Source organism: Caldimonas caldifontis, from assembly GCF_002930615.1.
GTDB lineage: Bacteria > Pseudomonadota > Gammaproteobacteria > Burkholderiales > Burkholderiaceae_C > Caldimonas > Caldimonas caldifontis.
Window position 1 is genome coordinate 33,163 of the sequence record NZ_PSNX01000014.1, and the last position, 12,465, is coordinate 45,627.

Sequence of the window (12,465 nt, forward strand, 5' to 3'; positions counted from 1 at the left end):
CATCTCAGCCGGCCATGGGCGAAACAAAATTCAGGAGGAATTTCATGAATCTATGCGTCAAACTGCTGTTCGCCTGGGTGGTGGCCCTGTGCGCCACACCTGCCTGGGCCGTCGGCGACGTCAACCGCCTCGAACCCGGCCGCCTGCAGGCCGTCAAGGGCATCGGGCCCAAGCTGTCGCAACGCATCGTCGAAGAGCGTCAGCGCTCGCCCTTCCGGGATTGGGACGACTTCATCGACCGCATGCCGGGCGTGGGCGAGCGCACGGCCCAGAAGTTTTCGGCCCAGGGCCTCACGGTGAACGGACAGTCCTTCGGCTCCGCGCCCGCCAACGCCCGCACACCGGCGCGCAACAGCGTCACGGCTTACGCGCCGCGCACGCCACCCGCGCCTGCACCGGAGTCAGCCACCTTGCGGCGCTGACGCTCTGCTTCAGTGCTTCGGTCCCTTGCCGGGGTGATCGTCACGGCCGCGGTGCGGCGGCCCGCCTTTGCCATGCTTCTTCTTTTCTTCCCAGTACTGGCGCTCACGGTCCTCGTCGTACTTGACGAAATAGACGGGCCGTGAACAGGCGTTGTACTTGTGGCAATGCTTGCCCCAGTTCTTCGCATGCCCGGGGGGCACGCGCATGTAGACCGGCGTCTGGTGCACGATCACGGCCGGCGGCGCGATGATGACCGGCTGCGGGTAGATCACCGCCGGCGGCGGGGCGTGGCCGATGTCGATGCGCCCGTAGAAGCCCGGCTGGTTGACGCTGACCGACACGCCCACGCTGGTGTTGGCGGCGGCCAGGAAGGGTGCGCCGGCAAGCGCGGCTGCAAGAAGGATCTGACCTGCTTTCATGAGAACGGCTCCTTGGAGCCCGGCGGATGGCCAGGAGCTCCTGTGGTGGTACGTGGACAGGATGCTAGCGGGAATCTGCCCTGAAAAATGGGAGAACTCCCCACCTGTCCGGCACTGTCTGACAGGTGGGTGGGATTTGTGTGGCGACCTGCCCTCGAAACGTAAACTCTCGTTACAGAAATGAGCGGTTACTCGTAGACGATGCTGGCCTGGCCTTCGTGGGCATCGCGCCGCCATACGTTCAGCGCCTCGTCGCTGGGGTAAAAACGCGCCGCCTCGCCCAGATCCACCTCGCCGTAGGCTTGGGCGCGCTGAACCGCCAGGCGCACGGTGAGGCCCTGGACGAGTTCGCCCTGCTCGGTCTGCACTCGGCGGGGCGGATGGGCCTGCAGCAACTCGCGCACCGCAATGGCCTGGCCGTTGACGGCCACGCGCAGGTAACGACCGAAACGGCAGCGCGCCGCGGCCAGGTCCCAGACCTGCTGCACGTTCAGGCGCAGGCCGCCTGAAAAGCGATCGGGCTGGACCTTGCCCTGCACGATGAGGAGTTCATCGTCCCTGAGCCAGTCGCGGTGAGCGTCGAGCAGGTCTTCGTTGGCCACGGCCTCGATGACTTCGGTCTTGTCGTCGAGCTTGAAGATCGCCACGCGGCCGCGCTGGCCGTTGACCACGCGCAGATCGCTGACGATGCCCGCGAGCAGTTGCGGCTCGCGGCTGTCGACCAGGTCGGCGATGCGCAGCCGCGCGAAGCGGCGCACTTCGGGGGCGTATTCGTCGAAGAGGTGGCCCGAGAGGTAGAAGCCGATGGCCGGCTTCTCGTGCATCAGGCGGGCCTTGATGCTCCAGGGTTCGGCGGCGACCAGCTCGGGCTCCTGGGTGGACGAGCCGTGGGCGTCGCCGAAGTCGAACAGGCCGCCCTGGTCGGCATGCGCGGCCTGGGTGTCGGCGTATTCGAAGCCCAGCGAGACGCTGGCCAGCAGGGCAGCGCGGTTGGGCTCCAGCCCATCGAAGGCACCGGCTTTGATGAGCGCCTCGACCACCCGCTTGTTGATGCGCGAGCGGTCCACACGGGCGCAGAAGTCGAAGAAGCTCTTGAATCGTCCGCCGGCCTCGCGCGCCTGCACGATGGCCTCGATGGCGCCCTGGCCCGTGCCCTTGATGGCGCCCAGACCGTAGCGCACCGTACGCTCGCCAGTGGGCTCGAAACGGTAGGTGCCGGTGTTGACATCCGGCATCTCGAAGCGGATGCCGAAGTTCTGCACCGCGTCATCGAAGAAGATCTTGAGCTTGTCGGTGTCGTCGATCGACACGCTCATGTTGGCTGCAAAGAACTCGGCCGGGTAATGCACCTTGAGCCAGGCGGTGTGGTAGGCCAGCAGGGCATAGGCGGCGGCATGCGACTTGTTGAAGCCATAGCCCGCGAACTTCTCCATCAGGTCGAAGATCTCGTTGGCCTTGCCGGCATCGATGCCATTCTTCGCCGCGCCCTCGGCAAAGATGACGCGGTGCTTGGCCATCTCCTCGGGCTTCTTTTTGCCCATGGCACGGCGCAGCAGGTCGGCACCACCGAGCGAGTAGCCGCCGACGATCTGGGCCACCTGCATCACCTGCTCCTGGTAGACCATGATGCCGTAGGTCTCTTTGAGCACGCCCTCCATCAACGGATGGGGATACTCCACCGGCTCGCGCCCATGCTTGCGGGCGCAGAAGGATGGGATCAGGTCCATGGGCCCGGGGCGGTACAGCGCCACCAGCGCGATGATGTCCTCGAAGACGCTGGGCTTGGCGTCGCGCAGCATGCCCTGCATGCCGCGGGATTCCAGCTGGAACACGGCCACCGTCTTGCCTTCGGAGAGCAGCTCGTAGGAAGCCTTGTCGTCCAGCGGGATCCTGGCGAAGTCGAAGTCCTTCTGGTCAGGGTACCGCGCGACGATGAACTCCTTGGCCATCTCCAGGATGGTCAAGGTGGCCAGGCCGAGGAAGTCGAACTTCACCAGGCCGATGGCCTCGACGTCATCCTTGTCGTACTGGGAGACGGCCGAGTCGCTGCCGGGCTGCATGTACAGCGGGCAGAAGTCGGTGATCTTGCCCGGCGCAATCAGCACGCCACCGGCATGCATGCCGATGTTGCGCACCATGCCTTCGACGCGCTCGGCCAGGGCCAGCAGCTCGGCCACCTCCTCCTCGTTCTTCTCGCGCTCCTCGATCTCGGGGGCTTCCTTGCGTGCGTAGATGACCCCGCCATCGGGGTTGTCGCCGGGGCGCTTGAGCGTGACCGTCTTGCCCGGCGGCGCGGGCACGAGCTTGGCGATGCCGTCCACATGGCCATAGCCCATGCCCAGCACGCGACCCACGTCGCGCAGCGCGGCCTTGGCCGCCATGGTGCCGAAGGTGGCGATCTGAGACACGGCCTCGCGGCCGTAGCGTTCCTTCACGTAGTCGATGACACGGTCGCGGTTGGCCTGGCAGAAGTCGATGTCGAAGTCGGGCATTGACACCCGCTCGGGGTTGAGGAAACGCTCGAACAGCAGGTTGTAGCGCAGCGGGTCGAGATCGGTGATCTTGAGGGCGTAGGCCACGAGCGACCCCGCCCCCGAACCACGCCCCGGGCCCACCGGACAGCCATTGTTCTTGGCCCAGTTGATGAAGTCGGCCACGATAAGGAAGTAGCCCGGGAAACCCATCTTCAGGATGGTGTTGATCTCGAAGTCGAGCCGTTCCACGTAGGTGGGCCGCTGCCGATCGCGCTCGGCCCCATCGGGATAGAGATGTCGCAGACGCTCCTCCAGGCCTTCGAGCGAGACCTGGCGGAAGTACTGCTCCATCGTCAGTCCGCCCGGGATCGGGAAGTTGGGCAGCTGAGGCTTGCCCAGCACCAGGCTGAGGTTGCAGCGCTTTGCGATCTCGACCGAATTGGCCAGAGCCGAGGGAATGTCAGCAAACAGGGCCTCCATCTCGGCCTGGGTCTTGAAGTACTGCTCGCGGGTGAACCGCTTGATGCGCCGCGGGTTGGTGAGGGTCTCGCCCTCGGCGATGCACACGCGGGCTTCATGGGCCTCGAAGTCCTCCGGCGTCTGGAACTGCACCGGGTGGGTGGCCACCACCGGCAGCCCAAGTTCGGCCGCGAGCGGCACGGCGGCGCGCACGTGGGCCTCGTGCGTGGCGAGGCCGGCGCGCTGCAGTTCAAGGTAGAAGCGCTGTGGGAAGAGCGCCGCCAGCCGCTGCGCCGCCGCCTTGGCGCGCGGCAAGTCGCCCGCCAGCAGCGCCTGGCCGACCAGGCCCTGGTCGGCGCCCGACAACGCGATCAGGCCGTCGCCCAGGGTCTCGAGCCACTCCCACTTCAGCCAGGCCTGGGCGCGTTGCACGTTCTGCGTCCAGCCCCGGGCCAGCAACTCGCACAGGTTCAGGTAACCCCGCGTGTCCTGGATCAGCAGCAACAGACGGCTGGGCTGGCGCTCTGCGCCACTGGCCGTGGCGGGCTCCATCCACACGTCGGCGCCAATGATCGGCTTCACCCCCGCACCGCGGGCTGCGCTGTAGAACTTGATCGCGCCAAAGAGGTTGGACAGGTCGGTGATGGCCAGGGCCGGCTGGGTGTCGGCGGCAGCGGCATCGACCAGGTCGTCGATGCGCAGGGTGCCGTCGACGACGGAAAACTCGGTGTGGGTGCGCAGGTGGATGAAGGCCATGCGGATCATTGTAGGCAGCCGCCCTGCCTACAATCACGGTCCCGTGAGCCCGTATCTGAACATCTCGGCGTATCTTTTCGTCTCGATCAGCGACTGCGAGCGCCTGCGCGAGAGCATCCGCTCACGTGCCGACGCGCTGGGCTTGCGCGGCACCGTGTTGCTGGCCGAGGAAGGTCTCAACCTCTTTCTCGCCGGAGAGGCACACGCCGTGCGCGGCTTCGTCGGCTGGCTGCGCACCGACCCCCGCTTCGCCGCGCTGGAGCCCAAGGAAAGCTGGTCGGACGCCGTGCCCTTCCAGCGGCTGAAGGTGAAGGTCAAGCGCGAGATCATCCGCATGAACCACCCGGCCATCCGGCCGCAGCAAGGCCGCGCGCCGGCGGTGGATGCCGTCACCCTCGCGCGCTGGCTGGACGAGGGTCAGGATGACGAGGGCCGCCCGGTGGTGATGCTGGACACGCGCAATGCCTTCGAGGTGGACCATGGCAGTTTCGACGGAGCCATCGACTGGCGGCTGGAGAAGTTCAGCGACTTTCCCGCCGCGGTCCAGACTCATCGGGACGAGCTTGCCGGCAAGACGGTGGTGAGCTTCTGCACCGGCGGCATCCGCTGCGAGAAGGCGGCGATCTACCTGCGCGAGGCCGGGCTCGATCACGTCTACCAGCTCGACGGCGGCATCCTGAAGTACTTCGAGCTCACCGGCGCTCGTCACTATCGCGGCGGCTGCTTCGTCTTCGACGAGCGCGAGGTCCTGACGCCCGATCTGGCGCCGCTCAGGACCTGAGCACCTCCAGGACTTCCGAGCGGAACTCTCGCGTGTAGAGCACCCAGATCACACCCGCGGTCAGCACCGCGAACGCCAGCGGCGAGAAGAACCACCCGATCAGCGCGAAGGCCATGTAGTAGGCACGCAGGCCATCGTTGAAGGTCTCGGCCGCCAGACCGACGACGCGTCCGGCCCGCTCGGCAAAGTCATCGCGTGAGGCCTCACCCCGTTCGAACACGCGAAAGTCCGGTGCCGAGGCGATCATCAGCGCCCCGAAGGTGTATTGCCGCAGCGACCAGGTGAAGCGGAAGAAGGCGAACACGAAGACGCCGGTGAGCACCAGCACCTTGAGGTCGAAGACCAGCACCGAGGTGCGCGCGGCAAAGGGGATCTCGGCCACCAGCTCGGTGGCCTTCTCGCTGGTGCCGAGCACCGCCAGCAGACCCCCGATGATCAGGATGGTCGTGGACGCAAAGAAGGAAGGGCTGCTGGACAGGCTCTGGATCACGATGCCATCGATCACGCGTACGTCGCGGTGTGTGGTCTGCAGCATCCACTGCCGGCGCAGCTGGTTGGTCACGCCGAGCACCGTCATCTCGGTCTGGCCGCGGTGGCGAGCAAACAGGGCGTAGGCCACCCAGGCCGCGAAGAACCAGCTGAGGGCCAGCCAGTCGGTCCAGGGCAGCAGGGTGATGATCTTGAGTGCGGCGTCCATGGGCGGCACTGTAGCCCAGGGGCGCCGTCCGCCCCACTCAGGGCGCCAGATCGAAGACGATGACCTCGGCCTGCCGGCCCTGCTCGACCACAAGCCGCGGCTCGGCCGCCAGCTTGGCAGCATCACCGGCCACCAGGCGCTGGCCGTTGACCTGCACCTCGCCGCGCGCCACGTGCACATAGGCCAGGCGCTTCGGGTCGAGCGCCAGCTCGGCGCGCTCCTCGCCGTCGAAGAGGCCCACGTACATCGCCGCATCGGCGTTCAGCTTCACCGAACCCTCGCGTGCGTCGGGCGAGGCCACCAGGCGCAGCCGGCCGCGCTTGTCCTCGGCCGGGAACATCTTCTGCTCGTAGCCCGGGTCGATGCCGCGCTCGTCGGGCAGGATCCAGATCTGCAGGAAATGAGTGGTGGCGGCTGGGGCGTGGTTGTATTCGCTGTGCAGGATGCCGCGGCCGGCACTCATGCGCTGCACCTCGCCCGGGCGGATGGCCGCGCCGTTGCCGATGCTGTCCTTGTGGGCGAGCTCACCTTCGAGCACATAGGAGATGATCTCCATGTCACGGTGCCCATGGGTGGCGAAGCCCGTGCCCGGCGCGATGCGGTCTTCATTGATCACGCGCAGGTTGCCAAACCCCATGTGGGCGGGGTCGTAGTAGTCGGCAAACGAGAAGCTGTGATAGCTGTTGAGCCAGCCGTGGTCGGCATGGCCGCGCTCGGCCGACTTGCGCAGAGTGATCATGGAGAACTCCTTTCTTCACTGCCGGTGTTTCTGAATTGTGGGGACGGGCCACGCCTCATCGAGCGCCCGGCCTTGATGGCATCATTCGAAGCATTTGAACCCCTCCTGCCCATGAGCGAACGCCGCAACGTCCTCACCCCCGAAGCGCTGGCCATGGTCGATGTGATCGCACGCACCGGCAGCTTTGCTGCGGCGGCGCGCGAGCTGGGCAAGGTGCCCTCGGCGCTGACGTACAGCGTGCGCCAGCTGGAGGAGGCACTGGATGTGCTGCTCTTCGACCGCCGCTCGCGCCAGGCCCAGCTCACCGCCGCGGGCCAGGAGCTGCTCACCGAAGGCCGGCGCTTGCTGCAGGAGATGGACGCCGTGGCCAACCGCGTGCGCCGCGTCGCCTCGGGGTGGGAGACGCAGCTGAGCATCGCCGTGGACAGCATCCTGTCCAGCCTCACGGTCTTCGAGTTGTGCGAAGCCTTCTATGCCTTGAATCCGCCCGGCGGGCCCGGCACGCGCCTGCGCCTGCGCAGCGAGGTGCTGGCGGGCACCTGGGAAGCCCTGGTTCACGGCCAGGCCGACCTGGCGCTGGGCGTGGCGGGCGAGCCCTCGCCGGTAGCCGGCATCGCCATCCAGCCTCTGGGCGAACTGATGATGGACTTCGTCGTGGCGCCGCACCACCCCCTGGCACGCGAAACCGAACCCCTCAGCGACACCGTGCTGGAGCGCCATCGCGCGGTGGCCGTGGCCGACACGGCCCAGCGGCTGGCCCCCATCACGATGAACCTGCTGCCCGGCCAGGACGTGCTCACCGTGCCCAGCGTGCCTGCCAAGCTCGAGGCCATCCTGCGGGGCCTGGGCTGCGGCTTCCTGCCGCGCGGCCTGGTGCGCCCCCATGCCGAGGTGGGCCGCCTGGTGGTGAAGGCCGTGGCGCGGCCGCGTTCGGCCGGGCGCATGCACTACGCCTGGCGCTGCCCGCCCGGCAACGGCAGCAACCCTGCCAACCGCCAGGGCCTGGGCCAGGCGCTGCAATGGTGGCTGGAGCAGATCGACCGGCCCGCCACGCGCAACGCCCTGCTGGAGCGCCACAGCGGCGGGCCGACGCTGGCATGAGCGCCCCCTATGTCGGGCGCTTCGCGCCCTCCCCCACCGGCCCCTTGCATGCCGGGTCCCTGGTGGCCGCCCTGGCCAGCTGGCTCGATGCCCGTGCCCAAGGCGGACGCTGGCTGGTGCGCATTGAGGACGTCGACCCCCCCCGCTGTGTGCCCGGCGCCGACCGGCTCATCCTCGATCAACTGGCCCGCTGCGGCCTCGTGCCCGACGAGCCCCCGGTGTGGCAATCGCAGCGTGCAGCCTTGTACGCCCAGGCACTGGAGCGGCTGAAGGCCGCAGGCTGGGCCTATCCCTGCGCTTGCAGCCGCAAGGACATCGACGCCGCGCTGGCCGCCCGAGGGATCGTACACGAGCGCCATGGCGAGCGGGTCTACCCCGGCACCTGCCGCGCCGGCCTCGCCGGCAGGCCCGCACGCGCCTGGCGGGTGCGCACGGTCGACGCCGACCACCACCTGATTGCAATCGACTGGACCGACCGCCGCCTGGGCCGGCAGCACCAGGACCTGAGCGCCACCGTGGGCGACTTCGTGCTCAAGCGCGCCGACGGTCTGTGGGCCTACCAGCTGGCCGTCGTGGTGGACGATGGCGAACAGGGCATCACCGACATCGTGCGCGGCGAAGACCTGGCGGACAACACTGCGCGCCAGATCCATCTGCAGCGCCTGCTGGGGCTGCCCACGCCGCGCTACCTGCACACGCCTCTGGTGCTCGACGCCCAGGGCGAGAAGCTTTCGAAGCAGACCGGCGCACCGGCGCTGGACACGCGTGATCCAGCGGCCGCCGTGCGCGCGGCCGCCTCGGTGCTGGGCCTGCAGGCCGACGCTGGCGACCTTGGCGATGTGCTGGCCGCGCTGGTGGCGGGCTGGCGCGCGCGCTGGCTGTGACACACTCCCGCGCAGGAGACAAGAGCATGCGCATCCTGCTGGTGGAGGACGAGCCCGAACTGGCCCGCTGGCTGGCCAAGACCCTGGCGCGGCACGCCGGCATCGTGGTGGACTGGGCCGACGACGGCGCGCTGGCCGACCGGCGCCTGGCCACCGAAGACTTCGATGCGGTGGTGCTCGACCTGGGCCTGCCGGGCCTGGATGGCCACGGCGTGATCGCCCGCATGCGCGAGCGCGACGACCGCACCCCGGTGCTGGTGCTTACCGCGCGCGATTCGCTCACCGAACGCGTGGGCACCCTGCACGAAGGCGCCGACGATTTCCTGCCCAAGCCCTTCATGGTGGAGGAACTCGAAGCCCGCCTGCTGGCCCTGGTGCGCCGCGCTCGCGGCAAGGAACACCCACGCCTGGCCTGTGGCCCGCTGCAGTTCGACACCGCCAGCCAGCGCTTCACCGTGGGCGGCGAGCCGCTGACCCTGTCGCCACGCGAGCACGCGGTGCTGCGCGCGCTGATCCAGAAGAGCGGCGAGCCGATGAACAAACAGCAGATCCTCGACCGCGTCTTTCCGGGCGAGGCCGATGTCAACCTCGAAGCCATCGAGGTCTATGTGCACCGCCTGCGCAAGAAGCTCGGCGGCACCGGCGTGCAGATCGTCACCCTGCGCGGCCTGGGCTATTGCCTCGAAGCCATCGAACCGGGTGACTCGATGGCCTCCCCCATCGCATGAAGCGCGTGCGCAGCCTCAAGTCGGCCCTGCTGTGGTGGCTGCTGCCGGGTCTGGTGCTGATCATGGGTGGCACGCTATGGTTTTCCAACCAGCTGCTGCGCGACCAGGTCGATCTGGCCTATGACCGCGCGCTCGCGGGGGCCCTGCGGGCGATCGATCTCAACACCTCCACGATCAGCGGCGGTCTGTCGGTGGAGCAGCCCTTCCTGCTGCTGGAGTTCTTCGAGCTGACCACCAACGCGCGCGTCTACTTCCGCGTGTCCACCGAAGACGGCCTGGCCGAGATCGGCAGCCCCTTCCTGCCCCTGCCGTCGCAGCCCCTGGTGTCGGGGCAGCCCCAGTTCTACTACGCTCAGCACGAGGAAACCCCCGTGCGTGTGGCGGCCCTGGCCCGGCCGGCCGATCCGCCGCTGCCCAGCGATCCACACGGCCGCATCGTCGTGCAAGTGGCGGAGAGCCTGGGCACACGCGAGGTCTTCCTCGACCAGGTGCTGCGCCGCTCCATCGAACGCGATGCCCTGGGCATCGTCATGAGCGTGGTGCTGCTCGTCACGGGCATCGTGATCACGCTGCGCCCGCTCACACGCCTGCGCGATGAGCTCGAATCGCGCCCCGCCGACGACCTGCGCCCCATCGACGACACCGATCTGCCCTCGGAGGTGCGTCCGCTGGTGGCTGCGGTGAACCGGCACATGGCCCGCTATGCCGAGATGGCGCGCACCCAGCGCCAGTTCCTCGACGATGCCTCTCACCAGTTGCGCACCCCCCTGAGCGTGCTGCGCACGCAGGTGGACTTTGCCCTGCGCGAGACCGAACCCGCCGAGGTGCGCCGCGCTCTGCAGGCCATGCACGAGGGCCTGGACCGTGCCGTGCGCATGGCCAACCAGATGCTCGCCCTCGCACGCGCCCGCGACGCCTCGCTGGCCGAAGGTGGGCTGGTGACCGAGCCCGTGGACCTGGTGGAGCTGGCCCAGGGCGTGGCCCGCCAGCTCCTGCCCAACGCACGCGCCAAGCGGCTCGACTTCGGCGTGGAGGCCCCCTCGTCGCCCCTGCCACTGCAAGGCAGCGAGTGGCTGCTGCGCGAGGCGCTGCTCAACCTGGTGGACAACGCGATCCGCTACACGCCCGCCGGCGGCGCCGTGACGGTACGGGTGCTGAGCGACGAGCGCCACGCCCTGCTGCAGGTGGAAGACCAGGGGCCCGGCATGAGTGCCCACGACATCGAGCGCGCCGGCGTGCGCTTCCGGCGCGGCGAGGCCGGTAAGCAGCAGGCCGGCGCCGGGCTGGGCCTGGCCATCGTGCACACCATCGCGCAGATGCACGGCGCGGCGCTGCGGCTGGAAACGCGTGACCCGCCCCCCGGTCTGTGCGCGACCCTGGTGTTTCCCCTAGGCCCTGCCCCGCGAGCTGAAAGCCAGCCGAAAGCCGGGGCTTCGTAGCCTTGGTCTGTCCGCCGCGGCCTGTGCCGGCCGCACCATCCACACTCACAGGAGACAGACCATGACCTCTCGCCTTCGACTGGCTGCAGCAGCCATGCTGGCCACCACCGCCCTGAGCTTTGGCCCTGCCGCCCTGGCCGAACCTGCCCGCCCCGAGTGCGTGGCCCCGGCCCAGCCCGGCGGCGGCTTCGACCTGACCTGTCGGCTGGCCCAGACGGCCCTCACTGACAGCGGCGCGCTCAAGGCCCCCCTGCGCATCTCGTACATGCCCGGGGGCGTGGGTGCCGTGGCCTACAACAACATCATCACCCAGCGCCCGGGAGAAGCCGGCACCATCGTGGCTTTCTCAGGCGGCTCGCTGCTGAACCTGGCCCAAGGCAAGTTCGGGAAGTACAGCGTGGACGATGTGCGCTGGCTGGCCGCTGTGGGCGCCGATTACGGCGTGGCCATGGTGCGTGAAGACTCGCCCTACAAAGACCTCAAGGGTCTGATGGCCGCCTTGAAGGAAGACCCCAGCAAGATCGTGCTGGGCGGGGGCGGCTCCGTGGGCAGCCAGGACTGGATGAAGGCCGCCCTCACGGCCAAGGCTGCGGGCGTGGACTACAAGCGCATGCGCTATGTGGCCTTCGAAGGCGGCGGCGAAGTGCTCACCGCCTTGCGCGGCGGACACATCCAGGTCCAGATGGGCGATGCCTCGGAAGCTGCTCAAGCCCTCGAAAGCGGTGCGCCCGTGCGCGTGCTCGCGGTGTACAGCAAGAAGCGCCTGCCCGGACGACTGTCGAGCGCTCCCACGGCCATCGAGCAGGGCTTCGAGATCGACTGGCCCATCATCCGCGGCTTCTACGTCGGGCCGAAGGTGTCAGACGCCGACTACCAGTGGTGGGTGAGTGCCTTCAGCAAGGCCATGTCGGCACCGGGCTATGCCGCACTCCAGCAGCAACGCGGACTCTTCCCCTTCGACATGGTGGGCGCCGAGCTCGACCGCTTCGTGAAGGAGCGCACCAAAGCCTACGGTGAACTGGTCACCGCCTTCGGGTTGGTCAAGTAAGCCACCCCACCTGACGCCGAGCCCGCCCGCGCGGGATCGGCGCACGTCCCCCTGTCGTCACGGGAGCCTTCCATGACCCTCAATGACCGTGTGCTGGGCGCCTTCGCCCTGCTGTTTGCCGCCTTGCTCGCGTGGCAGGGCTGGGGCCTGGAAGCCCCGTTCTCGTATGAACCTGTGGGCCCGCGAGCCTTTCCGCTGCTGCTGGCTGGTGTGATCGCGCTGTGCGGGCTGTGGCTGATGGTTCGCGGGCGCGAGCAGGCCGAGCCCAACCCACCGGGCGCCAACGTGCGCATCACGTGGATGGTGGTCCTGGTCGCCGCTTACGCCCTCATCTTCGCCAGCCTGGGCTTCATCGTGGCCACGGCCTTGATGGCGGTCTTCGTCGGGCGGCTCTTCGGCGGGCGCTGGCGCGACTGCCTCCTGGGAGGACTTGGCCTGGGCGTGGGGTTCTACCTGCTGTTCGACAAAGTCTTCGATGTCGTCCTGCCCATGGGTCTTCTCACCGTCGGAGGCTGAC

At 68.3% G+C, this 12,465-nt stretch carries 12 protein-coding genes; 8 read left to right on the top strand and 4 right to left on the bottom strand.

Translation table 11 applies throughout. The features are described from left to right. The first annotated feature begins 44 nt into the window (after positions 1 to 44). Entirely contained in the window at positions 45 to 422 is a 378-nt protein-coding gene (locus C1704_RS14350; RefSeq protein WP_104303426.1) for a ComEA family DNA-binding protein, read from the top strand. Between the two features lie 9 nt (positions 423 to 431). Here the strand turns inward: C1704_RS14350 and C1704_RS14355 are convergent, their stop codons facing one another. Together C1704_RS14355 and dnaE are read right to left on the bottom strand one after the other, a co-directional pair. After that, entirely contained in the window at positions 432 to 842 is a 411-nt protein-coding gene (locus C1704_RS14355) for a hypothetical protein (RefSeq protein ID WP_104303427.1), read from the bottom strand. Positions 843 to 1,030: 188 nt separating this feature from the next. Then, complete coding sequence (gene dnaE / locus C1704_RS14360; protein ID WP_104303428.1) at positions 1,031 to 4,531, bottom strand: DNA polymerase III subunit alpha; 3,501 nt, start codon at positions 4,529 to 4,531, stop codon at positions 1,031 to 1,033. Here dnaE and C1704_RS14365 point away from each other — a divergent pair. Continuing rightward, the gene (locus tag C1704_RS14365; protein ID WP_104303429.1) at positions 4,530 to 5,312 is read left to right on the top strand and encodes a sulfurtransferase; all 783 of its coding nucleotides are present in this window, start codon (positions 4,530 to 4,532) and stop codon (positions 5,310 to 5,312) included. The two genes, dnaE and C1704_RS14365, sit on opposite strands and share 2 nt — an antisense overlap. On the opposite strand, the gene C1704_RS14370 is transcribed toward C1704_RS14365, so the two are convergent. Together C1704_RS14370 and C1704_RS14375 are read right to left on the bottom strand one after the other, a co-directional pair. Next, positions 5,302 to 6,009 carry a DUF599 domain-containing protein gene (locus tag C1704_RS14370; RefSeq protein WP_104303430.1) on the bottom strand — a complete coding sequence of 236 codons (708 nt, stop codon included), beginning with the start codon at positions 6,007 to 6,009 and terminating at the stop codon, positions 5,302 to 5,304. The two genes, C1704_RS14365 and C1704_RS14370, sit on opposite strands and share 11 nt — an antisense overlap. A gap of 37 nt (positions 6,010 to 6,046) precedes the next feature. Next, positions 6,047 to 6,748, bottom strand: a complete 702-nt coding sequence (locus C1704_RS14375; protein WP_104303431.1) for a pirin family protein — start codon at positions 6,746 to 6,748, stop codon at positions 6,047 to 6,049. Positions 6,749 to 6,859: 111 nt separating this feature from the next. Here C1704_RS14375 and C1704_RS14380 point away from each other — a divergent pair, with 111 nt between their 5' ends. The 6 genes from C1704_RS14380 (at position 6,860) to C1704_RS14405 (ending at position 12,464) form a co-directional block, all read left to right on the top strand. Further along, complete coding sequence (locus C1704_RS14380) at positions 6,860 to 7,849, top strand: LysR family transcriptional regulator (RefSeq protein WP_104303432.1); 990 nt, start codon at positions 6,860 to 6,862, stop codon at positions 7,847 to 7,849. Further along, a complete protein-coding gene (gene gluQRS, locus C1704_RS14385; RefSeq protein ID WP_104303433.1) occupies positions 7,846 to 8,733 on the top strand; it encodes a tRNA glutamyl-Q(34) synthetase GluQRS in 888 nt (295 codons plus the stop codon). The genes C1704_RS14380 and gluQRS overlap by 4 nt, the downstream gene beginning before the upstream one ends. A 26-nt stretch (positions 8,734 to 8,759) precedes the next feature. Further along, the gene (locus C1704_RS14390; RefSeq protein WP_104303434.1) at positions 8,760 to 9,461 is read left to right on the top strand and encodes a response regulator; all 702 of its coding nucleotides are present in this window, start codon (positions 8,760 to 8,762) and stop codon (positions 9,459 to 9,461) included. Next, a complete protein-coding gene (locus C1704_RS14395) occupies positions 9,458 to 10,900 on the top strand; it encodes a sensor histidine kinase (protein WP_104303435.1) in 1,443 nt (480 codons plus the stop codon). Before C1704_RS14390 ends, C1704_RS14395 begins: the two co-directional genes overlap by 4 nt. 61 nt (positions 10,901 to 10,961) lie before the next feature. Next, complete coding sequence (locus C1704_RS14400; protein WP_104303436.1) at positions 10,962 to 11,948, top strand: Bug family tripartite tricarboxylate transporter substrate binding protein; 987 nt, start codon at positions 10,962 to 10,964, stop codon at positions 11,946 to 11,948. A 72-nt stretch (positions 11,949 to 12,020) separates the two neighbouring features. Beyond that, the gene (locus C1704_RS14405; protein WP_104303437.1) at positions 12,021 to 12,464 is read left to right on the top strand and encodes a tripartite tricarboxylate transporter TctB family protein; all 444 of its coding nucleotides are present in this window, start codon (positions 12,021 to 12,023) and stop codon (positions 12,462 to 12,464) included. Position 12,465 lies beyond the last annotated feature (1 nt).

Coding starts and splice junctions, on each gene's coding strand:
- C1704_RS14350 (WP_104303426.1), top strand. CDS start 45: ATGAATCTATGCGTCAAACTGCTGTTCGCCTGGGTGGTGGCCCTGTGC.
- C1704_RS14355 (WP_104303427.1), bottom strand. CDS start 842: ATGAAAGCAGGTCAGATCCTTCTTGCAGCCGCGCTTGCCGGCGCACCC.
- C1704_RS14365 (WP_104303429.1), top strand. CDS start 4,530: ATGCGGATCATTGTAGGCAGCCGCCCTGCCTACAATCACGGTCCCGTG.
- dnaE (WP_104303428.1), bottom strand. CDS start 4,531: ATGGCCTTCATCCACCTGCGCACCCACACCGAGTTTTCCGTCGTCGAC.
- C1704_RS14370 (WP_104303430.1), bottom strand. CDS start 6,009: ATGGACGCCGCACTCAAGATCATCACCCTGCTGCCCTGGACCGACTGG.
- C1704_RS14375 (WP_104303431.1), bottom strand. CDS start 6,748: ATGATCACTCTGCGCAAGTCGGCCGAGCGCGGCCATGCCGACCACGGC.
- C1704_RS14380 (WP_104303432.1), top strand. CDS start 6,860: ATGAGCGAACGCCGCAACGTCCTCACCCCCGAAGCGCTGGCCATGGTC.
- gluQRS (WP_104303433.1), top strand. CDS start 7,846: ATGAGCGCCCCCTATGTCGGGCGCTTCGCGCCCTCCCCCACCGGCCCC.
- C1704_RS14390 (WP_104303434.1), top strand. CDS start 8,760: ATGCGCATCCTGCTGGTGGAGGACGAGCCCGAACTGGCCCGCTGGCTG.
- C1704_RS14395 (WP_104303435.1), top strand. CDS start 9,458: ATGAAGCGCGTGCGCAGCCTCAAGTCGGCCCTGCTGTGGTGGCTGCTG.
- C1704_RS14400 (WP_104303436.1), top strand. CDS start 10,962: ATGACCTCTCGCCTTCGACTGGCTGCAGCAGCCATGCTGGCCACCACC.
- C1704_RS14405 (WP_104303437.1), top strand. CDS start 12,021: ATGACCCTCAATGACCGTGTGCTGGGCGCCTTCGCCCTGCTGTTTGCC.